Annotated in this window: 17 protein-coding genes and 1 riboswitch; of the genes, 9 read left to right on the top strand and 8 right to left on the bottom strand. The window is 68.1% G+C overall.

Annotated elements, in window-relative coordinates:
• The first annotated feature begins 1 nt into the window (after nt 1).
• Together NFC98_RS14725 and NFC98_RS14720 are read left to right on the top strand one after the other, a co-directional pair.
• Nucleotides 2-952 carry a polysaccharide deacetylase family protein gene (locus NFC98_RS14725; protein WP_254275670.1) on the top strand — a complete coding sequence of 317 codons (951 nt, stop codon included), beginning with the start codon at nt 2-4 and terminating at the stop codon, nt 950-952.
• Complete coding sequence (locus NFC98_RS14720) at nt 952-2,355, top strand: FAD-dependent oxidoreductase (RefSeq protein WP_254275669.1); 1,404 nt, start codon at nt 952-954, stop codon at nt 2,353-2,355. The genes NFC98_RS14725 and NFC98_RS14720 overlap by 1 nt, the downstream gene beginning before the upstream one ends.
• An 11-nt stretch (nt 2,356-2,366) precedes the next feature.
• Here the strand turns inward: NFC98_RS14720 and NFC98_RS14715 are convergent, their stop codons facing one another.
• A complete protein-coding gene (locus NFC98_RS14715) occupies nt 2,367-3,308 on the bottom strand; it encodes a LysR family transcriptional regulator (RefSeq protein WP_254275668.1) in 942 nt (313 codons plus the stop codon).
• A 221-nt stretch (nt 3,309-3,529) separates the two neighbouring features.
• Between NFC98_RS14715 and NFC98_RS14710 the strand changes: the two genes are divergently transcribed.
• The 4 genes from NFC98_RS14710 to NFC98_RS14695 all read left to right on the top strand — a co-directional run bounded on the left by NFC98_RS14710 (nt 3,530) and on the right by NFC98_RS14695 (nt 10,930).
• Nucleotides 3,530-5,029, top strand: coding sequence for a CoA-acylating methylmalonate-semialdehyde dehydrogenase (locus tag NFC98_RS14710; protein WP_254275667.1), 1,500 nt, complete (start codon nt 3,530-3,532; stop codon nt 5,027-5,029).
• A gap of 132 nt (nt 5,030-5,161) precedes the next feature.
• A complete protein-coding gene (locus NFC98_RS14705; protein WP_254275666.1) occupies nt 5,162-7,009 on the top strand; it encodes a diguanylate cyclase in 1,848 nt (615 codons plus the stop codon).
• Nucleotides 7,010-7,122: 113 nt separating this feature from the next.
• Nucleotides 7,123-10,239, top strand: a complete 3,117-nt coding sequence (locus tag NFC98_RS14700) for a DUF3427 domain-containing protein (RefSeq protein WP_254275665.1) — start codon at nt 7,123-7,125, stop codon at nt 10,237-10,239.
• A gap of 100 nt (nt 10,240-10,339) precedes the next feature.
• Complete coding sequence (locus NFC98_RS14695; protein WP_254275664.1) at nt 10,340-10,930, top strand: peroxidase-related enzyme; 591 nt, start codon at nt 10,340-10,342, stop codon at nt 10,928-10,930.
• A 9-nt stretch (nt 10,931-10,939) separates the two neighbouring features.
• Here the strand turns inward: NFC98_RS14695 and NFC98_RS14690 are convergent, their stop codons facing one another.
• Entirely contained in the window at nt 10,940-11,617 is a 678-nt protein-coding gene (locus NFC98_RS14690; protein ID WP_254275663.1) for a hypothetical protein, read from the bottom strand.
• 118 nt (nt 11,618-11,735) lie between these two features.
• A riboswitch (TPP riboswitch) is annotated at nt 11,736-11,846 on the top strand.
• Between NFC98_RS14690 and NFC98_RS14685 the strand changes: the two genes are divergently transcribed.
• Entirely contained in the window at nt 11,836-13,242 is a 1,407-nt protein-coding gene (locus tag NFC98_RS14685; RefSeq protein WP_254275662.1) for a sodium:solute symporter, read from the top strand. (Overlaps the previous riboswitch by 11 nt.)
• The gene (locus NFC98_RS14680) at nt 13,239-13,934 is read left to right on the top strand and encodes a TenA family protein (protein ID WP_254275661.1); all 696 of its coding nucleotides are present in this window, start codon (nt 13,239-13,241) and stop codon (nt 13,932-13,934) included. Before NFC98_RS14685 ends, NFC98_RS14680 begins: the two co-directional genes overlap by 4 nt.
• 69 nt (nt 13,935-14,003) lie before the next feature.
• On the opposite strand, the gene NFC98_RS14675 is transcribed toward NFC98_RS14680, so the two are convergent.
• From NFC98_RS14675 to NFC98_RS14665, 3 genes are all read right to left on the bottom strand, one after another.
• Nucleotides 14,004-14,408, bottom strand: a complete 405-nt coding sequence (locus tag NFC98_RS14675) for a type II toxin-antitoxin system HigA family antitoxin (RefSeq protein WP_169959185.1) — start codon at nt 14,406-14,408, stop codon at nt 14,004-14,006.
• A 2-nt stretch (nt 14,409-14,410) separates the two neighbouring features.
• A complete protein-coding gene (locus tag NFC98_RS14670; protein WP_253445154.1) occupies nt 14,411-14,698 on the bottom strand; it encodes a type II toxin-antitoxin system HigB family toxin in 288 nt (95 codons plus the stop codon).
• A 115-nt stretch (nt 14,699-14,813) separates the two neighbouring features.
• Nucleotides 14,814-15,176 (bottom strand): DUF5362 family protein, encoded by a 363-nt coding sequence (locus NFC98_RS14665; protein WP_169959183.1) that lies wholly within the window; start codon nt 15,174-15,176, stop codon nt 14,814-14,816.
• A 181-nt stretch (nt 15,177-15,357) separates the two neighbouring features.
• Between NFC98_RS14665 and ilvD the strand changes: the two genes are divergently transcribed.
• Nucleotides 15,358-17,046 carry a dihydroxy-acid dehydratase gene (gene ilvD / locus NFC98_RS14660; protein ID WP_254275660.1) on the top strand — a complete coding sequence of 563 codons (1,689 nt, stop codon included), beginning with the start codon at nt 15,358-15,360 and terminating at the stop codon, nt 17,044-17,046.
• 98 nt (nt 17,047-17,144) lie between these two features.
• Here ilvD and NFC98_RS14655 read toward each other — a convergent pair whose 3' ends face one another.
• Genes NFC98_RS14655 through dsrO form a run of 3 tightly spaced genes read right to left on the bottom strand, consistent with a single transcriptional unit; the run spans nt 17,145 to nt 22,204 of the window.
• A complete protein-coding gene (locus NFC98_RS14655; protein ID WP_254275659.1) occupies nt 17,145-20,255 on the bottom strand; it encodes a molybdopterin dinucleotide binding domain-containing protein in 3,111 nt (1,036 codons plus the stop codon).
• Nucleotides 20,248-21,444, bottom strand: a complete 1,197-nt coding sequence (gene nrfD / locus NFC98_RS14650; protein ID WP_254275658.1) for an NrfD/PsrC family molybdoenzyme membrane anchor subunit — start codon at nt 21,442-21,444, stop codon at nt 20,248-20,250. The genes NFC98_RS14655 and nrfD overlap by 8 nt, the downstream gene beginning before the upstream one ends.
• On the bottom strand, nt 21,425-22,204 hold the full coding sequence (dsrO, locus tag NFC98_RS14645) for a sulfate reduction electron transfer complex DsrMKJOP subunit DsrO (protein ID WP_254275657.1): 780 nt from the start codon (nt 22,202-22,204) through the stop codon (nt 21,425-21,427). Before dsrO ends, nrfD begins: the two co-directional genes overlap by 20 nt.
• Nucleotides 22,205-22,217: the final 13 nt, after the last annotated feature.

Raw genomic sequence — 22,217 nt, 5'->3', positions numbered from 1 at the left:
CATGTCCTCGAAAGACTCGTCCCTCGCACCGGACTACCTGACCTACCCCTGGCGTCGCCACGGCTACGACCATGACCGCTACGCCTGGTCGATGCTGGCCGATCGCGCGCCCGTGCAGTGGCCGCAGGGCAGGACGCTGGCGGTATGGATCAACGTCTCGCTGCAGTTCTACCCGCTCAACCAGCGCGGCGTGCCCTTCAAGGTGCCCAACGGCATGACCATGCCCTACCCGGACCTGCGCCACTACTCGCTGCGTGACTACGGCAACCGGGTGGGGATCTATCGCCTGCTGCAGGCCTTCGAGCGCTTCGGCGTGCGCCCCACCTGGGCGATCAACGCCCAGCTGGCCGAGCAGACCCCCTACCTGCTGGAGCGCCTGAAGGCCTTCGGCGGCGAGTTCCTCTGCCACGGCTGGAACATGGACCACCTGCACACCGGCGGCCAGGATCGCGACGAGGAGGCCGAGATCGTGCGCCGCTCGGTGGCGACCCTGCGCGCGCTCACCGGCCAGCCGGTCCGCGGCTGGCTGAGCCCGGCCAAGCACCAGAGCTGGAACACCCCCGCCCTGCTCGCCGAGAACGGCATCGAGTACTGCGCCGACTGGGTCAACGACGAGCTGCCCTACGCTTTCGCCACCGAGGCGGGCGAGCTCGCCATGATGCCGCTGACCACCGAGATCGAGGACCAGTTCGTGATGGCCCAGAACCTGCACTCCGAGGACTCCTGGGTCGAGCAGGTCAAGGACGCGTTCGACTTCCTGGTGGAGGAGTCCCGGCGGGAGGGAGGGCGGCTGCTGGCGCTCAACCTGCATCCCTGGCTGGTGGGCCAGCCCCATCGCATCGGCTGCCTGGAGGAGGTGCTGGCCCACATCACCGACCACGAGGCGGTCTGGCAGGCCCCGGCCGGCGAGATCCTCGACGCCTTCCGGTCCAGCCGGCAGGAGGCGCGCTGATGGGCATCGTGGCCTTCCGCGAAGAAGCGGCCTTCGAGGCCCACCTGCCGCTGGTGATCATCGGCGGTGGCGCCTGCGGCCTGGTGGCGGCGCTGGCCGCCCACGAGTGCGGCATCGAGCTGGTGGTGCTGGAGCGAGATGCCCTGCCGCGGGGCAGCACCTTCATGTCGTCCGGCTTCATCCCCGCCGCGGGCACCCGCTTCCAGGCCGAGAAGGGCGTGGAAGACAGCGGCGAGCTGATGGCCGCCGACATCCAGGCCAAGAACGGCCACGAGGCGGACCCGGCCATCGTCCAGGCCCTGGCCGACTATTCCGGCCGGGTGGTGGAGTGGCTGGCGGACACCCACGGCATCCCCTTCGACCTGGTCGAGGGCTTCCTCTACCCGGGGCACAGCCGCATGCGTATGCATGCCACGCCGCGACGCACCGGCGAGGAGCTGATGGGCTGCCTGCTCAATGCCGCCGAGGCGGCCGGCATCGATATTCTCACCCAGGCACGGGTGGTCGACCTGCATGTGGATGACGAGGCCCGCGTGCGCGGGGTGACCCTGGAGCGCCCCGACGGCAGCCGCGAGTCCATCGGCTGCGACGCCCTGCTGCTGGCCTGCAACGGCTACGGCGGGAACCCCGAGCTGGTGGCGCGGCATATCCCCTCGCTGAAGGACGCCCTCTACTATGGCCACGAGGGCAACCAGGGCGATGCCCTGCTGTGGGGGGAGGCCATGGGTGCCAGCCTCAAGGACCTGGGCGCCTGCCAGGGACACGGCTCCCTGGCCACGCCCCACCAGACGCTGATCTCCTGGGCGCTGATGATGCGCGGGGGCGTGCAGGTCAACCGCGAGGGGCGGCGCTTCTCCAGCGAGCATGGCGGCTACTCCGAGCAGGCCGCCCGGGTGCTGGCCCAACCCGGTGGCATCGCCTGGAACCTCTTCGATGCCCGCATCCACCAGGCGGCGCTGGAGTTCGAGGACTACCGCAATGCCCATGAGGCCGGCGCCGTGCGCACCTTCGACAGCCTTCCGGCCATGGCCGAGGGGCTCGAGATGCCGCCGGCGGCCCTGCAGGCGACCTTCGCCGAGATGCGGGCGCTGGCCGAGAGCGGCGAGCCCGACGGCTTCGGGCGCACCTTCTCGCCCGAGACCCTGCTGGAACCGCCCTATCACGCGATCAGGGTCACCGGCGCCCTGTTCCACACCCAGGGCGGCCTCGAGGTGGACACCCGGGCCCGGGTCCTCAAGGGCGACGGGGCGGTGCTTCCCAACCTGTTTGCCGCCGGCGGCGCGGCTCGCGGGGTGTCCGGGTCGAACGACAGCGGCTACCTCTCCGGCAATGGCCTGCTCAGCGCCGTGGTGATGGGCGCCATCGCCGGCCGCGAGGCGTCCCGCCAGCTGCTGCGCGGCTGACGCGGGCCGCGTCACCCCTCGGGCAGGTACAGCTCGCGGCTCTCGCCCATCAGGAAGGCGCGGTTGACCTCCAGCGCCTCGCGCAGGAAGTCCCACAGCAGCCGCACTCGGGCCAGGCGGCGCTGCTCCTGGCGGGCGGTGATCCAGAACTGGCGGTCGATCGCCACTTCTTCTTCCAGCACGTTCACGAGTGTCTCCGCGGCGCTGGCCATGAAGCAGGGCAGCACGGCCAGCCCCGCCCCGTGCAGGCAGGCGGCGTGCTGGGTGGTCACGCTGGTGCTGCGCATGGCGAAGTGCGGCCCGGGGTGGCCGACCACCGCCGGGTCGAGCAGCGGCTCCAGGTAGCTGAGCTGCTCGCTGAAGATCAGGTCGTCCACGTAGCCCACCAGGCGGTGGGCGCCCAGCTCGGCGAGCCGCGCCGGCCGGCCGTGGCGGGCGAGGTACGCCTCGCTGCCGTAGAGCCGCAGCCGGTAGTCGCACAGCCGCGAGATCACCAGCCCCGGGCTCACCGGGCGCTCCACGGTGATGGCCAGGTCCGCCTCGTGGCGGCTCAGGTTGACCACCCGGGGCAGGGCGAGCAGGTCCAGGGTGACCCCCGGGTGGCGCTCGCAGAAGGCCGAGAGCAGCGGGGCGATCACCCAGGTCCCGAAGCCCTCGGTCACCCCCAGGCGGATCTGGCCGCTGATCTGGTGGTTCTTGTCGGTGAGGCTCTCGCCGGCCTCGAAGGCGTGGCGGGCCATCTCCTCGGCGTGGGCGAGCAGCTGCTGGCCCGCCTCGGTGAGGTGGTAGCCGTGGGTGCTGCGCTCGAAGAGCTGGGTGTTGAGCTTCTGCTCGAAGCGCCGCGTGCGCCGGGAGAGGGTGGAGTGGTCCAGCCCCAGCCGGCGGGCGGCATCGGTGAGCCGCTGGCTGCGCGCCACCTCGAGAAAGATCTGGATATCCTGCCAGTCGAGCATGAGGCCCTCCCGCCGTTGCCTGTTCAGGCCGCTTGTTGTGCATAGGCGCACAAACAATGTGCCCGACTGCCCGTTGTCATGCCATCCGACGTCTGGATAGACTCGACGTCATCACCTTCCGTGTTTTTATACACACAAAGTCTAATGCCAGGGCGATCCACGGCAACGTCCAACAACAAGCCGATCCCCCGGGCAGCGACCGCACAGAGAGGAGCACGCCCATGTCAGTCCGCGAAATCCCCATGTACATCGACGGCCAGCCCATCCAGTCCCAGAGCCAGGAGTGGCGCGACGTGGTCAACCCGGCCACCCAGGAGGTGGTCGCGCGGGTGCCGTTCTGCACCGCCGAAGAGGTCGAGCGCGCCGTGGCCAGCGCCAAGGAGGCCTTCAAGACCTGGCGCAAGGTGCCGCTGGCCAAGCGCATGCGCATCATGCTCAAGCTCCAGGCGCTGATCCGCGACAACACCGACGAGCTGGCCGCGCTGATCACCGAGGAGCACGGCAAGACCCTGCCCGACGCCGCCGGCGAGGTGGGCCGCGGCCTGGAGGTGGTGGAGCACGCCTGTTCGATCACCAGCCTGCAGCTGGGCGAGCTGGCCGAGAACGCCGCCAGCGAGGTGGACGTCTACACCCTGAACCAGCCGCTGGGCGTGGGGGCCGGCATCACCGCCTTCAACTTCCCCATCATGCTGCCCTGCTTCATGTTCCCGCTGGCCATCGCCACCGGCAACACCTTCGTGCTCAAGCCCTCCGAGCAGGACCCGAGCTCCACCATGCGGCTGGTCGAGCTGGCCCACGAGGCGGGCATTCCGGCCGGGGTGCTCAACGTGGTCCACGGCGGCCCGGACGTGGCCAACCAGATCGCCGACCATACCGACATCAAGGCGCTCTCCTTCATCGGCTCCACCCATGTGGGCTCGCTGCTCTACAACCGCGCCGCCGCGGCCGGCAAGCGCATGCAGTCGATGATGGGCGCCAAGAACCACTGCGTGATCATGCCCGACGCCAACCGCAGCCAGGCGATCAACAACCTGCTCGGTTCCGCCTACGGTGCCGCCGGCCAGCGCTGCATGGCCAACTCCGTGGTGGTGCTGGTGGGCGAGGCCCGTGAGTGGCTGGAGGACATCGTCGAGGGCACCCGCAGCATGAAGGTGGGCCCCGGCACCCAGCGTGATGCCGACCTCGGCCCGCTGGTCTCCCCCCAGGCCAAGGAGCGCGTCGAGCGGCTGATCACTGCCGGCGAGAAGGAGGGCGCCACGCTGCTGGTGGACGGCCGCGGCTACCAGGTGGAGGGCTACCCGGACGGCAACTTCGTCGGCCCGACCCTGTTCACCGACGTCACCGCCGAGATGACCATCTACCGCGAGGAGATCTTCGGCCCGGTGCTCTGCGTGGTGACCGTCGACACCCTGGACGAGGCGATCGCGTTCATCAACGCCAACCCCAACGGCAACGGCACCTCCATCTTCACCAACTCCGGCTGGGTGGCGCGCCGCTTCGAGAGCGACATCGACGTCGGCCAGGTGGGCATCAACGTGCCGATCCCGGTGCCGGTGGCCTACTTCAGCTTCACCGGCTCCCGCGGCTCCAAGCTGGGCGACCTGGGCCCCAACGGCAAGCAGGCCATCGCCTTCTGGACCCAGACCAAGACCGTCACCGCCCGCTGGTTCGAGCCGGAGAACGTCTCCAGCGGCATCAACAGCACCATCTCGCTGAGCTGATCCCACCCGCTCGGTAGCAACACGGCCCCGCCTCGAGAGAGGCGGGGCCGTGTGCGTTGATGGCCTTCGACCGAGCGGTCAGACAAAGCTGCTAGAGTGCAGGCATCGTATGGATACGATACCGGAGCTCTAGTGACCTGCCCTTTCCTTCGCCTGCCGTCGGCCCTTGCCGTCTGGCTGCTGCTTGCCTGCCTGCTGTCGTCGCCGGTCCGTGCCGCCCTTGAGGTGAGCACCTCGCCCGGCGAGATCAACCTGGGGCCGCACCTGCAGCTGCTCGAGGACGCCGATCGCGCCCTGGACATCGAGGCGCTGCTCTATCCCCAGGCGCCGTTGCCCTGGCGCCCCTCGGCGGAGGAGACGCTCAACTTCAGCTTCTCCGACTCGGCCTGGTGGCTCCAGGTGGAGCTCAGCAACGCAAGCGAGGGCTCGCTGCGCCGGCTGGTGGAACTCGCCATGCCACTCCACGACTACCTGGACGCCTGGGTGGTCGACGAGGCGGGGGAGGTAGTGGCCGAGTGGCAGACCGGCAACCGCCGGGCCTTCGACACGCGCCCCGTGGCCCACCGCACCTTCGTTTTGCCGGTGCAGCTGCCGCCCGGCGAGTCGCGCCGTCTGGTGCTCCGGCTGGACACCCATGATGGCCTCTTCGACGCCACGCCCTTCTACCTGCTCAGCGACGCCAGCTTTCTCCAGAAGGCCCAGCAGGAGCTGATGGCCTACAGCCTCTACTACGGCGCCCTGCTGGCGCTGCTGATCTACAACCTGCTGGTCTACTCGGCCACCCGGGAGCGCGCCTTCCTGCTCTACGTGGCCTACCTGGGGGCCTTCTTTGTCTTCAACTTCACCTTTCGCGGCTTCGCCTTCCAGTACTGGTGGCCGAGCTGGCCGACCTTCAACAACCAGATGGTGGCGCTCACCAGCGGGCTGCTCTACCTGACCCTGACGCTGTTCAGCCTCGACTTCCTCGACCTGCGCCGGCGTGCCCCTCGGCTGGGGCATGCGCTGATCGGCATGACCGGGCTGCTCCTGCTCTCGGCACTGCCGGCGCTGCTTGGCCACTATGCGCTGGTATTCCGGATGATGATCCCCGCGGGCATCGTCTACTTCGCGCTGCTGCTGGGGATCGCCGCCTGGCTGAGTCTGCGGCGTGACCGCCTGGCTCAGATATTCCTGCTGGCCTGGAGCGTGCTGCTGGTGGGGGCCGGACTCTACTACCTGCGCGTGGCCGGGGTGCTGCCCTACAACTCTCTCACCGAGAACGCCCTGCAGATCGGCTCCGGGCTGGAGTTCCTGCTGCTGGCCTTCGGGCTGGCCTACAAGATCAACCTGCTGAAGAACGAGAAGCTCGCCGCCGAGCGCGACACCCACGAGCTGCAGCGCTCACTGAACCAGCGGCTGGAGACCGAGGTGGACCAGCGTACCCGCGAACTGGAGGCCGCCAATCGCAGGCTGGAGTCAATGGCCCGCACCGACCCAATGACCGGGCTGCTCAACCGCCGCCAGTTCCGTGAGCTGGTCGACGAGGAGATGCAGCGCCGGCGGCGCCACGCTCGGCCGATCCTCTTTGCGGTGATGGATATCGACGACTTCAAGCCCTACAACGACACCTATGGCCACCAGGCCGGCGACGAGGTGCTCGTTCGCGTGGCAAGCCTGCTCGAGGCGCACTTCCGGCGCGCGGGCGATCATCTCTTCCGCCTGGGCGGGGAAGAGTTCGGGCTGCTGCTCGAGGCCGACAGCCCGGAGGAGGGGCAGCGGGCCATGGAGGCCTTCCGCCGGGCGCTGAAGGGACTGGCCATTCCCAACGAGAAAGCCGAGGCCCGCGTGGTCACCGCCTCCTTCGGCCTGGTCTGCTCCAACGACTATGGCCGGGTGTCCACCGCCGACCGCCTCTTCGCGGAGGCCGACGCGGCGATGTACGAGGCCAAGGCGCAAAGCCGCAACCGCGTGGTGACGCGCAGGCTCCTCCTGTCGTCCTGAGTGGCCAGAGACGGTGCGATTGGAGCGGCCTCAGACGTTGGTCTGCATGGACTCCAGATTGACGAAGTCGACATGTGAAGGGCTTAGTTAACAAGCACAAGCCAGGAGACACCATGGAACGGTTACCGGAAGGGCTCTACGAACGACTGCTCGATGACGAGCTCAGCGCGCTACTGGATGCCCACCCTGAACTCAAGCCAGTGATGCGTAAGCTCGACGATGAGACAGCGCCCCATGCCTATGCTCAGTTTCTCGGTCAGCTGCTACATCAGGCCTTGCGAATTGTCGATGAGAAGAGCCGGCTGCCGCTGCTTAACCGTCTTATCGAGCTGATTTCGGCAACCGATGGTCTCGACTACCTGGCTCGTAAGAAGCTGCTGGATACCGATAAGCCGATACTCAGCGAATTGGGAAAGGGTAGCCATCGGTTACCTCGACCGGCGACGCCATTGGCGACCAGCGCCCTGTTGACGGGGCTCGGGCATGATCCGCCCCTCGAGCATGAGCTGCGGGCCGAGATGGCCACGGCCGACGGCGTCGACATTCTGGTGTCGTTTATCAAATGGTCAGGGCTTAGGCTGCTGATGCCCGCCTTCGAGCGCCTGGCTGACCGAAATATTCCGGTACGCCTGATCTCCACCAGCTATATGGGGGCCAGCGATCCTACCGCATTGGAGTGGCTGACCCTGCAGCCCAATGTCACCGTGCGCGTCTCCTACGACACCGGCGGCACTCGGCTACATGCCAAGGCCTACCACTTTCGCCGAGAGAGCGGGTACTCCACGGCCTATATCGGCTCGGCGAATATGTCCCACTCGGCGATGACCCAGGGACTGGAGTGGACCGTCAAGGTCACCGCTCAGGATATGAGACATATCCTCGAACGCTTCGAGGCGGAGTTTGCGGCCTACTGGGAAAGCGATGAGTTCGAGCCCTATACCTCAGAGGATTTTCCGCGCTTTCGTCGGGCCATCGCCGCGCATAAGGATCGCGCTCAAGGTGGGGCGACCTTCTTCGCCGAGATCACGCCTCGGCCTTTCCAGCTTCGAATACTGGAAGCCCTGGGCGCCGCACGCCAGCGCGGCTCGTGTCGTAATCTGGTGGTAGCGGCCACCGGTACTGGCAAGACCGTGATCTCGGCGCTGGATTATCGACGGGTATGCGAACGTGAAGGGCGGCAGGTGCCGCTGCTGTTCGTCGCGCATCGTAAGGAGATTCTGGAACAGGCTCAGGCCTGCTACCGCACCGTGCTGCGTGATCAGAACTTCGGCGAGCTCTGGGTGGGTGGGCATGTGCCGACAGAACACCGCCACCTATTTGCCTCGGTGCAAACGCTGAACCGTCACCGGCCTTGGGAAATGTCAGGGAGCAAGCATTTCCAATATGTGGTGATCGATGAGGCCCATCATGAGACCGCCAGCAGCTATCGGGTTCTGCTCGAGGAGCTTAAGCCTGCCGTGTTGCTGGGGCTGACGGCCACGCCCGAGCGAATGGACGGCAGCAGTATCCTGCCGGACTTCGATGGCGATTTCGCCGCTGAGATTCGCCTTCCCGAGGCGCTGGAAGAGAAGCTGCTGTGTCCCTTCCACTATTTTGGGGTCAGCGACAGCGTCGATCTCAGTGACGATGCGCTTTGGCGCAATGGCCGCTATGACGCCCGGCAGCTGGAGAATCTGCTAACCGGCGATGACTTGCGTGCCAAGCAGCGGGTAGACACCATCCTGCAGGCATTGCAGCGCTATCAGCCCGATCTGCATGGCGTGCGCGCGGTGGGGTTCTGCGCCGGAGTTCGCCATGCCGAGTATATGGCCGAGTGTTTCAATCGGCTGGGCGAAGCGTACCGGGCCGCTGTGATTGTTGGTGACACGCCGACTGAGATTCGTGACGAGCGGCTACGTGAATTCCGCGAAGGGGCGTTGCCCTTTCTGTTCACCGTGGACGTGCTCAGCGAAGGTGTCGATGTTCCCGATATCAACCTGGTGATGTTCCTGAGACCTACCGAGAGCCTGACGGTCTTCCTCCAGCAGTTAGGGCGTGGGTTGCGCCACGCGCCGGGGAAGGAGTGTCTCACCGTGCTGGATTTCGTGGGGCAGACCCACCGTCGCTATCGGCTAGACACCAAGTTCACGGCGCTGTTGTCTGGACGGCGCCAGCGGCTGGATCGCGAGGTGGAAGCCGACTTCCCCAGTCTTCCACCCGGTTGCAGCATTCAGCTTGAGCGGGTCGCACGAGAGCGAGTGCTCGGCAAGATCCGTTCGGTGCTGGCCGAGCTGAATCAGTTTATCCCCGAGACACTGCGCACCTGGTCGGAAGAGGTCGGGAAACCGCTCACCTTTGGCCGTTTCCTGGAGGTGACTGGACTGACACCGGTGCAGGTGCTCTCGCGCCGCAGCTGGTCCGAGTGGAAAGCCTTGGCCGACCGCCAAGCGATGCCCGTTGATCCCGATATCGACCAGGCGCGCAAGGCCCTTTCGCGTATCGCGCTGCGCAGCGATCCCGAACTGCTCTCCGCCATCGAGACCCTGGGCCAATCGGAAGGCGTCGAAGAGGCCCTGGGGCGCTATGACACCTCGCGACAAACGGCGCTGCACTATCTGCTGTGGGGCCAGAAGGGCGGCCGGGTTGGTGTCGATAGTCTCGAGCAGTCGTTGCGGAAGTGGTGTGCCAACCCAAGTATCGCGGCCGATGCCGCCGAGATTGCCGCCTGGCGGAGGGCTCACCAGCAGGTGCCGCTACATCCTCTCATTGATCTACCGTTCGAAAGCGACCTGCTGCTGCACGGCACCTATGGGAACGCCGAGATTAAGGCGGCCTTAGGCTTGGCCAGTCTGGAGAAGCCGGGCGCCACCGGCGTGGGGGTGATCCATGCTAAGGAGATTCGCGCCTATATCCACCTGGTGACCTTCCAGAAGGATGAAAGTGACTTCTCGCCCACCACGCGCTATCGCGACTACCCCATCAGCCGCACGCTGCTGCACTGGGAAAGTCAGTCAAACACCAGTCAGGCCAGCGCAACGGGACAGAACTATCTGCATTTTGAGGAGCGCGGCTACACCATCCTTTTCTTCGCCCGCCTGACGAAGCGGATCGAAGGGGAAACAGCGCCATTTATCTTCTTGGGACAGGCCAAGGCCCTCAAGAGCTACCAGGGAGATCGGCCTATCGCCATGACCTGGGAGCTGGCCCATCCCATGCCCGCCGAACTCTTCGAGGAGGCGCGGCCAGCGTAGCGGCTCTGTCTTCGGGGTATACGACTTTGGCAGGCATGTTGACGTTGACGTAAGCTGCTATTTTGGTTCGGCGACAACAACCACAACGCCAGGAGCCACCATGACCACCCCGATCAGCCGTTTTCCCATCCCCGAGTCGATCCAGGACCTGCCCGAGGACATCCGCGATGCCATGCTGGCAGTGCAGGAGAAGGCCGGCTTCATCCCCAACGTCTTCCTAATGCTGGCCCACCGCCCGGACGAGTTCCGCGCCTTCTTCGCCTACCACGACGCCCTGATGGAGCGGGAGTCCGACACCCTGACCAAGGCGGAGAAGGAGATGATCGTGGTAGCCACCAGCGCCCGCAACCGCTGCCTCTACTGCGTGGTGGCCCACGGCGCCCTGGTGCGCATCTACAGCAAGGACCCGCTGCTGGCGGACCAGGTCGCCGTCAACCACCGCGTCGCCGGCCTGAGCGAGCGCCACACTACGATGATCGACTTCGCCATGCACTGTGGCCTGGAGGTGGGCGAACTCACCGACGCATGGCAGACCCGCCTGCTGGAGGTCGGCTTAACCCAGAACGACATCTGGGACATCGGCGCCATCGCGGCCTTCTTCGGCATGTCCAACCGTCTGGTCACCCTGGCCGGCACGCCGCCCAATGAGGAGTTCTACCTGATGGGCAGGTTGCCGCGGGAGAAGAAGTAAACGCCGGAATCAGGCCTGGGCGAGAGCCCCCTCCATCAATGTCAGCACCGGCATCAGCTGGCTCTCGTGCAGCAGCAGCACGCTGTCATCGGCCTCGCCCTCGGCGGGAGAGACGACGGCGAACTCCCCTTCCTCCAGGTGGAACTCGTGGATCTCGCGGGGGCCTTCCGGCGTCTGGCAGTGGATGGCGCGGTAGGGGTCGTCCTCGCCGTAGGTGAGGCGGTGGTAGACCTTGAAGAAGGTATAGAGGGTCAGGCCCCGGGTGAAGGCGGGCCAGCGAGCCGGGATGGTGCGGGTCTCTTCGTTCAGCGCCTGGCCGCTCGCCTCGGCGGCGGCGATGGCCCGGGCCAGCGGTTCGGCGAGCAGCGAGGCGTCGTCGCGGGGCAGGGGCCGCTGCCGTTCGAAGGCGTGGCGATAGGCCTCGGCGACTCGCCGCAGATCCGAAAGCGAGCCCAGCCGATGGTCGCTGTGCTTCAGGTCCGCGGGCTCGAAGCCGCCGTTCTCCCAGCCGTGGATCACCCGCAGCACCAGCCTGCCCTCTGCCAGGGGAGCGCCGATGAGGGCCTGGACGGCCACCCGCAGGTGGAGCAGGCGCTCCGTCACCAGGTTGTCGAAGGCGGTATAGGGCTCGGCGAAGATCGCGTGGAGGCGACCCGGGGCGTGTTCCTTGGCTTCGTTGAACGGCATGGGCTGGTGTCCGGCTCGGGGGTGGTCGACGGAACGGGGCGACGCTATGATGCCCCTCGATCCTCGGATTATCGGCCGCCGAATCGGCGACTTGAGCCGGGGATCCCACAATTCATTCACTTGTCGCCAGGGGAGTCCCGCCGCATCCGCGGGGGCTGAGAGGGCCACGCGCCGACCCTGGAACCTGATCCGGTTCACACCGGCGGAGGAAGTGCGACATGCCCTACCTGACGTCTGCCGTGCTCGGCGCGGCGCTGCTCTGCTTTGCTTTCCTGGGCCTGCGGGCCCGCCGGGCCGACGGCCTGCTTGATGACTATGTGACCGCCCGCAACTCTCAAGGCGCCCAGGCCATCGGCCTGTCCTTCCTGGCCTCCAGCATGGGCGCCTGGATCCTCTTCGCGCCGCCGGAGATCGGCGCCTTCGTGGGGCCGGTGGCACTGGCCGGCTACGCCATCGGCTCGTCGCTGCCCTTCATCGTGCTGGGGCTCTACGGCCCGGCGATCCGCCGCCACCTGCCGGAGGGGCGCAGCATCGGCGAGTTCGCCGAGGCCTGCTACGGCGCCGGGGTGCGGCGCTGGGTCTCCTTCGTCTCGGTGGCCTACATGGCGATCTTCCTGGCCGCCGAACTCACCGCCATCGGCGCCATCGCCGCGCTGCTCTCCGACGTGCCGCCGGCGCTGGTGATCCTCGGCGTGGCGGTGGTCACCCTGGTCTACACCACCCTGGGCGGGCTGCGGGCGAGCCTCGCCACCGACCGCTGGCAGGCCTGGCTGCTGCTGGCTCTGCTGCTGCTGGTGGGCGGCGTGGCCTGGTGGTGGCTGCCGCCGATGCCGGCCGGGGCGATGATCCCAAGCATTCCCACCGGCAGCGCACTCTCCGTGGCGCTGACCCTGGTGATCGCCGTCACCGCGGCCAACCTCTTCCACCAGGGCTACTGGCAGCGCATCTGGGCCGCCGAGGACGACCGCGCCCTGGGCCGCGGAGCGCTGCTGGGCGCTACCAGCAGCCTGCTGGTGGTGATGGCCATCGGCGGGCTCGGCATGCTGGCGGCGATGCACGCGCTGCCCCTGGGCGAGCCACCGATTCCCTTCTTCGCGCTGCTCTCCGCGGCGCCGGCCTGGCTGGGCCTGCCGGCCCTGGTGCTGGCGGTGACCCTGGTGGCCTCCAGCGTGGATACGCTACAGAACGCCATCGCCTCCATGGCGGTGGCCAGTTCCGGCCGGAGCGGCCTCTCGGTACGGGCGGCGCGCCTGGTCACGGTGGCGCTGATGGTGCCGGTGGTGTGGGTGGCCCTGCAAGGCTTCTCGGTGCTGCGGCTGTTCCTGATCGCCGACCTGCTGTGTGCCGCCATCGTGGTGCCGGTGCTGCTGGGCCTGTGGCGGCGCATGTCGCCGCTCGCCGCCGTGGCCGGCGGCGTGGCGGGGCTGCTCGGCGCGGTGCTGCCGGGCTGGGTCACCCTGGGCAGCCTCTCCGCCGGCGTGCTGGCGGCCACCTTCCCCGACAGCATCCCGACGCTTCCGCCCTTCCTGGGGGCGCTGGTCGCCTCCACCCTGGCGAGCCTGCTGATCGCCTGGCGCCGCCCGGGGGCGAGGTTCCAACCGATATTCGAAGGAGACGCCCGATGACCACCCGCGCCGACTGGCTCGCCTGGGCCGCGCAGCAGGACGCACCGCGCCTCACCGACTGGCTGCGCGAGATCAGCGAGCCCGACTGGTCCGCCACCGTGAACCACCCGCTGTTCGACGCCATGGCCGAGGGGCGGATTTCCGGTGCCGACTTCGCCGCCTACATGGTGCAGGACTACGGCTTCGTGGACCCCTTCACCGCGCTGATCGGCTTCGCCATCGGCCGGGCGCCGAGCATGGAAGACCGGGTGGTGCTGGGGCAGTTCATGGGCATGCTGACCAGCGACGAGGACAGCACCTTCCAGCGCACCTTCGAGGCCTTCGCGGTGCCCGCCGCCCAGCGCGAGGCGCCGGACTACCTGCCCGAGACCCGGGCCTTCCAGGCGCTGCTGCGCGAGACCGGCCGCGCCGGCGGCTACGCGGAGATCCTCGCCGCCCTGGTGGTCACCGAGTGGATCTATCTCGAATGGGCGCTGCGCGTCACCCGCGCCGAGGGGCTGCACCCGCTGGTGGGGGAGTGGATCGACCTGCACGACAACCCCGCCTTCCAGGACTTCGTCGCCTGGCTGCGGCGCCGCCTGGACGAGGAGGCCGAAGCGCTCGATGATGCCGCCTTCACCCGCATGGCCGATTGCTTCCGCGAGACGGTGGCGAAGGAGCGTGCCTTCCACGACGCCGTGGTGCCGCGCTGAGCGGGTTGTGCGGGCAGGGCGGGTAGCCGTTGCGGTGGGCGTTGCTCAGGGGAAGAGAGCAGGCGCCCCTCAGTCGAGGAAGAGGTCGGCGGGCAGCCCAAAGCGCTGGGTCAGGGCCTTGATCTGGCGAACGTTCAGGCGTCGCTTGCCGTTCAGGATCTCCGAGATCACCGACTGGGTGCCGACTTCCGGCAGGCTCGACTGGTCGAGGCCGTGCCACTGCATCAGGTGGCGGAGCATGTCGGCCCCCCTCACTTCAGGCATCGGGCGGTGGGCGTCGTCGTACTCCTCGATGAGGTCACCCATGTGAGAGGCGAGGCTCGCCAGGGGGTGCTCCTCGTCGTCTCCGACCAGCTCCAGCAGCTCATCGAGCGCTGCGACCAGGGCATCGTAGTCGTCTTCCGATTCTGGGGCATTGAGCAGGGGGGCCACGAAGCGCCAGTGGGCGGCCGCCTGTTGGACGATGCTGTTCATGTTCACTCCTTCCAGGTGCCCCTGTCGTATTCGGCATGATCGAGGACGTACTGGATATAGACCTTCCTGAAGCGATAGTGCACCACGGCGATGAGACGAATCTTGTTGCCGCCGATATCGAAGACATGCTGCCGGCCGACCTTGTCGGTGGCGGGAAACAGCGCCTTCATCTCGGCAAAGCTGCCGGGCTCGCTCGACTTCATGAGCCGATACCAGGCATCCAGGGCAGAGGCGGCCTGCGGCCATTTCTGCTTGGCTTCCCAGATGCGCTTCTGGGTGATGACATGCATGGCGGCTGCTCTATCGCATTTTGCGATAAAGTATAGGTTCTGCCTTCGGATACGGCAATGGCGCCCCCGCCGGTTTACCGGCAGGGGCGCTCTCGTGACGGGGTCGTTCCGGTGACTACATGTGGCCGCCCATCATGCCCATCATGCCGACGGCGCCGAACAGCATTCCGCCCACGGCGATGGCCAGGTAGATGAGGATCAGCACGCCGAAGATGGTGAAGTAGGTCTTGAGCTTGCCCAGGGCGAACTTCATGTCCCGGGCGTCGCCGCTCTCGAAGACCCGGCCGGCCGCACCCGCCGCCTGCATCAGCACCCAGCCCGCCCAGATCGGAATCCAGGCCACGACCAGGCCGACGATGGAGAGGGCGGTGAGGATACCGGAGAGGATCAGCATCACGCCGGTAAGCTGCATCCAGAACTTGCCGCGATAGAGCGGTTCGACCATGTCGCGCAGCAGTTCCTGGGAGTGTGGGTCCATGTCACGTTCCTTGTCGTGGTTGATGAGCGAATCGATTCCAAGGGGTAGCGATGAGCTGCGAGACACTCTAGCAGCCCGTCAGGGGCCTTGCCCCGTTTCGATGCATGGGCACCATTGCTTGTCATGCCGGGCCTGGAGGGCCACCCTCTGAGGGTCACGCCATCGTCACAGGAGCCCTGCCATGAGCGATACCCCGAAGGATCCCCGCCGCCGCCACTCCGCCCCGGTGGTGGATGGCCCCGGCAAGGCGGCCAGCCGCGCCATGCTGCGCGCGGTCGGCTTCACCGACGAGGACTTCAGGAAGCCCCAGGTGGGCATTGCCTCCACCTGGAGCAACCTCACCCCCTGCAACAGCCATATCGACGAGCTGGCGCGCCATGCCAGCGACGGGGCGGATGCCGCCGGTGGCAAGGGGGTGATCTTCAACACCATCACCATCTCCGACGGCATCGCCAACGGCACCGAGGGCATGAAGTACTCGCTGGTGTCGCGGGAGGTGATCGCCGACTCCATCGAGACGGTGGCCGCCTGCGAGGGCTTCGACGGCCTGGTGGCCATCGGCGGCTGCGACAAGAACATGCCGGGCTGCCTGATGGGGCTGGCGCGGCTCGACCGGCCGAGCGTCTTCGTCTACGGCGGCACGATACTGCCCGGCAAGGGCCACACCGACATCGTCTCGGTGTTCGAGGCCATGGGCGCCCACAGCCGCGGCGACATCGACCTGATCGAGCTCAAGCAGATCGAGGAGACGGCGATCCCCGGGCCGGGCTCCTGCGGCGGCATGTACACCGCCAACACCATGGCCTCGGCCATCGAGGCGCTGGGCATGAGCCTGCCGGGCAGCTCGGCGCAGAACGCCGTTTCCAACGACAAGCGCGAGGACTGTGAGGCGGCGGGCGCGGCGGTGCTCGACCTGCTAGAACGCGACCTCAAGCCCTCCGACATCATGACCCGGGAGGCCTTCGAGAACGCCATCACCGTGGTGATCGCCCTGGGCGGTTCCACCAACGCGGTGCTGCACCTGATCGGCATGGCCCGCACCATCGGCGTGGACCTGACCCTCGAGGACTTCACCCGCATCGGCAAGCGCGTGCCGGTGGTGGCCGACCTGCGTCCCAGCGGCCACTACATGATGAGCGAGCTGGTGGCCATCGGCGGCATCCAGCCGCTGATGAAGACGCTGCTCGATGCCGGCCTGCTGCACGGCGACTGCCTGACGGTGACCGGCAGGACCCTGGCCGAGAACCTGGCGAGTGTCGCCCCCTATCCCGACGACCAGCAGATCATCGCGGCGCTGGATCGCCCGGTGAAGGCCGAGAGCCACCTGCGCATCCTGCACGGCAACCTGGCCCCGGAGGGGGCGGTGGCCAAGATCACCGGCAAGGAGGGCACGCGCTTCTCCGGCACCGCCCGGGTGTTCGGCTCCGAGGAGGAGGCCCAGGCGCGCATCAACGACGGCACCGTAGCGGCCGGCGACGTGGTGGTGATCCGCTACGAGGGGCCCCGGGGCGGGCCCGGCATGCGCGAGATGCTCACGCCGACCTCGGCGATCATGGGCCGGGGGCTTGGCAGCGAGGTGGCGCTGATCACCGACGGGCGCTTCTCCGGCGGCAGCCACGGCTTCGTGGTGGGCCACGTCACACCGGAGGCCTTCGACGGCGGCCCCCTGGCGCTGGTGGAGGATGGCGATATGATCACCATCGACGCCGAGGCCGACACCATCGACGTCGACCTCTCCGACGAGGAGCTGATGCGCCGCCGCGCCGCCTGGCAGCAGCCGGCACCGCGCTATACCCGCGGGGTGCTGGCCAAGTACGCCCGGACGGTGAGTTCCGCCTCGACGGGGGCGGTCACCGACCTGCCGGACTGAGCCCCCTGCGGCTGACAGGGTTGCCAGACGACAGCGCCCCCGCCGGTTTCCCGGCGGGGGCGCTCTGCGTTGCAGTGGCTGACTCGGGCGCGGCTGGCTCAGGCGCGGCTGACCTTCACCGGCAGGCCCTGGCGCACGCTGGCGCCGCTGATGGGCTCGAGCCAGGTGCCGTCCACGTTGCGGGTCGGGTCCCGGAAGCCCAGGTCGTTGATGTTGATGCCGGCACGCAGCCAGGGCATGTCCGGCTGGGACTCGCCGTCGATCACATGGGGCGTGGCGCCCAGGTCCCGGTGGCCGTAGCCGTGCTCGATGCCCAGCGAGCCGGGCATCACGCTCTCGCTGACCAGCGCCAGGCCCACCACGCTGCCGCCGGGGCTCTCGATGCGGATGGTGTCGCCGTGGGCTATGCCGAAGCGCTCGGCATCCTGGCGATGCATCTGCACCGGGTTGTAGGGCTTGATCATGCGCAGCCGCTCGTTGCCGATGGCATAGGAGTTCATCAGGTTGGACTTGAAGGAGAAGGCCAGCAGTGGCCACGCCTCCTCGGGGAACACCTCGCGCATGGTCTGCTTGTTGGCCAGCAGCGGCAGGCTGTGGCCGGGCACGCCGCGGTTGGGCTCGCCGGTCATGGTGTCGATGCTGGTGCCCACCACCTCGTTGTAGACGCACAGCGTGCGCCGCCAGGCGTTGGTCAGCCGCTCGCCCCGGAAGTGGTCGCTGGCGTCCTGGAAGCGCCCGCCCCGGGCGTAGAGGTAGGCCACCCGGCCGCGCTCATCGGCCTTGAGGGTGCGCTCGAGGCGCGGCAGCAGCGGGGCGATGCCGCCGTGGGCGATGTCGCTCTCGTCGGCCTCGGGCAGCGGCTCGTCCTGGAAGGCGATGTTGGCCGCGGCGCGCAGGTAGTAGTCCTCGGCGCGGTTGAGCGGGTGCAGCTTGCCGTCGGCGTCGGGGATTGCCTCGTCGCCGAAGCCGGAAAGGCCCAGGCGCCGGGCCACGGCGATGAAGAAGCTGTCCATGGAGACCGGCTCGCCTTCGTCGGTCTTCTGCTGGCGCGGCTCCACCACCGGCCAGCAGGCGGTGGTCAGCTTGCCCAGCGCGCCCTTCCAGGCGCCGGTGAAGCCCCACACCTCGTACATCACCGAGTCGGGCACGATGTAGTCGGCGTAGCGGTTGGTCTCGTTGATGAAGCCGTCCACCGCCACGAAGAGCCCCAGGCGCTTCGGGTCCTTGAGCTTGTCGGCGATCATCGCCTCGAGCCCGGCCTGGCCGTAGATGGGGTTGGCCATGCAGCCGATCACCGCCTTGATCGGGTAGGGGTAGCCATCCAGCGCCGAGGGCAGGTGCTCGGTGAGGGTGGGCGGGGCGAAGGAGCGCCACGGCGCCCGGGCCGGGTAGGGGTTCTCGCCGGCCTCCACCTTGCGGCGGTACTCCGAGGACTTCTCGTAGGGGAAGCGCGAGCGGGAGAGGAAGACCCCCTGGGGGCCGCGCTTGCCGGGGAAGTTGGCCAGGTCGTAGCGCGGGCCGGCGCCGGTACCGCTGAAGGTGCCACCGCCCACGGCGCTGCCGCCCTTCATGTTGTAGTTGCCGGCCAGCAGGTTGAGCATCTGCACGGCGAAGGCGGAATAGAAGCCGTTGCCGGACATCATGCCGCCGTGGCAGTTGACCACGGCGCGGCGGCCATGGCTGGCGTAGCGGCTGGCCAGCTCGATGATGGTGGCCTCGGGGATGCCGCAGTGCTCGGCGTACTCGGCCAGCTCAAACTCGTGGGCTGACTCCCGCAGCAGGGTCATGCTGCTCTTCACCCGTACGGTGGCGCCAGGCCCTTCCGACGTACCGGCGAGTTCGACCTCGCGGTCGACGAAGAGCTCGGCGGCCATCGCCTCCTCGCCGTGAACGAGCTCGCCGTCGACCACCACCATGGGGGCGTCGTCGTCGCTGTCGGCCTCCACCAGGCCCAGGTCGCTGGCGCGCAGGAAGTGGCCGCGGCGCGGGTGGTCCTCGGTGTCGATCACCAGGTGGGTGGCGTTGGAGTGGGTGGCCTCGCCGGCGGCGTCCGCGGCGGCCTTGCCCGGCAGCTCCAGGAACGCCCTGGCGTAGCCCTGGTTGTCGAGCAGCCAGCGGATGATGGCCATGGCGAAGGCGCTGTCGGTGCCGGGGCGGATCGGCACCCAGCGGTTGTGTTCGGCGGCGTGGGAGGTGGAGGCGTTCAGTGCCGGGTCCACCACCACGTACTCCAGGGTGCCGGCGGCTCGGGCCTGGGCGATCAGTCGGCCCTGGCGCTTGAAGGGGTTGCCGGCCTGGCTCGGCGCGCAGCCGATGTACATGATGAAGCGGGCGTTCTGGATGTCCGGCTTGACGTGGGCGTTGGCGCCCAGATCATTCATCACCGCGCCGGAGCCCATGCGGAAGGCCAGGCCACAGTAGGCGCCGTGGTGGCCGTAGTTGCGGGTGGCGAAGGCGTTCAGCGTGAAGCGCTTGAGCAGGTCGGAGCGGCCGTAGTCGGTGGCCTCCATCACCATCAGCTGGTTGGCCCTGGGGCCGTACTCCGGGTTCTCCGGGTCGATCGGGGTGTCGTGGTCGTGGATGGCGCGCAGGCCGTCCACGTGGCCCTCGCCGAACAGGTCGCCGCCCTCGCAGATCTCCTCGATCAGCTGCTCGAAGGAGATCTTCTGCCACTGGCGCTCGCCGCGCCCGCCCACGCGCTTGAGGCAGTGGTCGATGCGGAAGGGGCTCTCCAGCTGGCTCATCATGGCGTTGCCACGGGCGCAGGCGGTGGAGCGGTTGACCTGGCCCTGGCCGCCGAAGGCGCTGACGTGGCGCAGCGCCTCGGCCACCGGGGTGCGCATGGGCAGGTGGTCGTCGGCGGAGAGCGGGTGGTAGGGGTTGCCGGAGACGCGCAGCACCCGGTCGCTCTCGTTGTCGACGCGCACCCGCACGCCGCACTGGGTGGTGCAGCCGTAGCAGATGGTGAAGGCGGTGCGCTGGTCCGGGTTGAGGGTCAGCTCGCCGGTGTCGAGATCGACCCGGTACTCCGGCGCCAGGGAGTTGCCGTGGATGCGATCCTTCGGCTTCTCGCCGGCGCTGCCGGTGACGCCCTTGGCCATCTTGGCCAGGGGGTCGGAGTAGCCGGCGACGAAGGTGGCGGCACCGCCGGCGGCGACGGCGCCCTTGAGCAGGCGGCGGCGTGAGGTATCGACGGGTGACTTAGCCATGGCTGGGCGCTCCTTCGACGGACTTGGCGTCGGATTGTGCGTTGCTGTCGGAGGGGGAAACGTCGGCGGCGCTGCCGCCCTGGCGCGCCTGGCGCCACGGGATCAGCAGGTCGATCACCAGGGCCGCGGCGAGCCACAGGCCGAAGGTGCCGACGATGCCGAGGAGGCCGGAGGAGCCGGCGGGAATGCCGTAGTGGTGGAAGCCGGCGCTGTTGCGGGCCACGTGCTGCACGTCCATCAGCACCACCCAGCGGAACATCCAGCCCATGTGGATGGCCACCAGGCCCAGCACCCAGGCCCAGGCGAAGAGGGCCGGCCGGCGGGCGGCGGGGCGGGTGAGCAGGTAGAGCACGGCGCCGAACAGGGCTACCCCGGTCAGGCCGCCCCAGAGGGCGGTGCTGCGCCAGGAGGGGCTTGCGCGCACGGAATCGAGCGCCGCGGCCACCGAGCCGACGTTGGCGTTGATGCCGTCCAGGAACCAGCTGCCGGCGACGATCCCGGCCACCACGCAGGCGCCCAGCAGCACCTTGAGCATCTGGCTGCTGCTGGCGAGATCCCGCATGCCACTGATGCGGTTCAATACCAGCACCAGACCCGCCGCGGCGATAAAGCCGGTGGCGACCAGCATCGGCGGCAGCCAGACGGTGTTCCACAGCGGGCGCGCCTTGACGATGGCCAGCTCGGCGCCGGTGTAGAGCATGATGCCGGTGGAGAGGGCCAGGGTGCCCAGGCCCACCAGCACCAGCAGGGCGCGCGGGGTGGGGGCGTCACCGAACGACAGCAGGCGGGCGACCACGCCCGCGAGGCCAGGGGCCTGGCGGTTGGCCTGCAGCGCGGGGCGCCAGGCCAGCCAGGCGAGCAGCAGCACGCCCACCACGTAGAGCGGCAGCAGCAGGCTGCCGATGGACATCCAGGAGCTGGAGGTGGCGTAGGCGTAGAAGTGCCAGAAGCGCAGCGGCTGGTGCAGGTCGGCGAGCAGCGCCACCGGTGCCACCAGGGTGGTGGTCAGGCAGGCCAGCATGGCCAGGCGAGCGGTGGGCAGCCAGCGCTTCTTGCCGAACACCAGCGCCGGGGCCGCCAGCCACAGGGTGGCGTAGGAGAGGGCGATCAGGAAGAAGTACTGCACCGCCCAGGGGTACCAGGCGATGGCGTAGCGGGGAGCGAGCAGCTCAATGGCCATGGAATTCATAACCCATCTCCTTGCCGTGGGGGTCGAGGACTTCCAGGGCCACCGGCTCGGCGAGCGGGCGCGTGATGAAGCGCTCGTCCATGCCGAGGTAGAAGACCTGGGGCAGGGTGTTCTTTTCGGGCTGCAGCACCATCAGCTCGTCCCGGTGCTCGGCGATCATGCGGCTGATCTGGCTCTCGGGGTCGCGCATGTCGCCGATGATCCGCGCGCCACCCACGCAGCTCTCCACGCAGGCCGGCAGCAGGCCGGCTTCCAGGCGGTGGGCGCAGAAGGTGCACTTGTCGGCGGTCTGGGTCTTGTCGTTGATGAAGCGGGCGTCGTAGGGACAGGCGTTGACGCAGTAGGCGCAGCCCACGCAGCGGTCGCTGTCCACCACCACGATGCCGTCCTGGCGCTGGAAGGTCGCCTCCACCGGGCAGACCGGCACGCAGGGCGGGTTCTCGCAGTGGTTGCACAGACGCGGCAGCATGAAGGTAGCGAGCTCGCCGGTCTCCTGATGCTCGACCTCATACTGGGAGACGGTGGTGCGGAACTTGCCCATGGGGGCGTCGTTCTCGATATGGCACGACACGGTACAGGCCTGGCAGCCGATGCACTGGCGCAGGTCGATGAGCATGCCGTAGCGTTTGGTGGGGTCGCCTTCTCGGCGTGGCGGCTGGCTGTTGATGCCGGCGCTGGCAACGCTCGAGAGCGGAATCAGGGCGGCACCCGCGCTGAGGCGGGCCAGCTGGCCGAGAAGGGAGCGGCGAAGGTGGTCCATGGCGCCTCCGGTG

Origin of the sequence: Halomonas sp. 3H (genome assembly GCF_024206005.1) — a bacterium.
In the GTDB taxonomy this organism is placed as follows: Bacteria; Pseudomonadota; Gammaproteobacteria; order Pseudomonadales; family Halomonadaceae; genus Halomonas; species Halomonas campaniensis.
Note: the sequence above shows the minus strand (reverse complement) of the source record. Positions and strands in the feature narration are given on the sequence as shown.

Excerpts from the sequence above, each read along its gene's own strand:
- NFC98_RS14725 (WP_254275670.1), top strand. The coding sequence starts at position 2 with ATGTCCTCGAAAGACTCGTCCCTCGCACCGGACTACCTGACCTACCCC.
- NFC98_RS14720 (WP_254275669.1), top strand. The coding sequence starts at position 952 with ATGGGCATCGTGGCCTTCCGCGAAGAAGCGGCCTTCGAGGCCCACCTG.
- NFC98_RS14715 (WP_254275668.1), bottom strand. The coding sequence starts at position 3,308 with ATGCTCGACTGGCAGGATATCCAGATCTTTCTCGAGGTGGCGCGCAGC.
- NFC98_RS14710 (WP_254275667.1), top strand. The coding sequence starts at position 3,530 with ATGTCAGTCCGCGAAATCCCCATGTACATCGACGGCCAGCCCATCCAG.
- NFC98_RS14700 (WP_254275665.1), top strand. The coding sequence starts at position 7,123 with ATGGAACGGTTACCGGAAGGGCTCTACGAACGACTGCTCGATGACGAG.
- NFC98_RS14695 (WP_254275664.1), top strand. The coding sequence starts at position 10,340 with ATGACCACCCCGATCAGCCGTTTTCCCATCCCCGAGTCGATCCAGGAC.
- NFC98_RS14690 (WP_254275663.1), bottom strand. The coding sequence starts at position 11,617 with ATGCCGTTCAACGAAGCCAAGGAACACGCCCCGGGTCGCCTCCACGCG.
- NFC98_RS14685 (WP_254275662.1), top strand. The coding sequence starts at position 11,836 with ATGCCCTACCTGACGTCTGCCGTGCTCGGCGCGGCGCTGCTCTGCTTT.
- NFC98_RS14680 (WP_254275661.1), top strand. The coding sequence starts at position 13,239 with ATGACCACCCGCGCCGACTGGCTCGCCTGGGCCGCGCAGCAGGACGCA.
- NFC98_RS14675 (WP_169959185.1), bottom strand. The coding sequence starts at position 14,408 with ATGAACAGCATCGTCCAACAGGCGGCCGCCCACTGGCGCTTCGTGGCC.
- NFC98_RS14670 (WP_253445154.1), bottom strand. The coding sequence starts at position 14,698 with ATGCATGTCATCACCCAGAAGCGCATCTGGGAAGCCAAGCAGAAATGG.
- NFC98_RS14665 (WP_169959183.1), bottom strand. The coding sequence starts at position 15,176 with ATGGACCCACACTCCCAGGAACTGCTGCGCGACATGGTCGAACCGCTC.
- ilvD (WP_254275660.1), top strand. The coding sequence starts at position 15,358 with ATGAGCGATACCCCGAAGGATCCCCGCCGCCGCCACTCCGCCCCGGTG.
- NFC98_RS14655 (WP_254275659.1), bottom strand. The coding sequence starts at position 20,255 with ATGGCTAAGTCACCCGTCGATACCTCACGCCGCCGCCTGCTCAAGGGC.
- nrfD (WP_254275658.1), bottom strand. The coding sequence starts at position 21,444 with ATGAATTCCATGGCCATTGAGCTGCTCGCTCCCCGCTACGCCATCGCC.
- dsrO (WP_254275657.1), bottom strand. The coding sequence starts at position 22,204 with ATGGACCACCTTCGCCGCTCCCTTCTCGGCCAGCTGGCCCGCCTCAGC.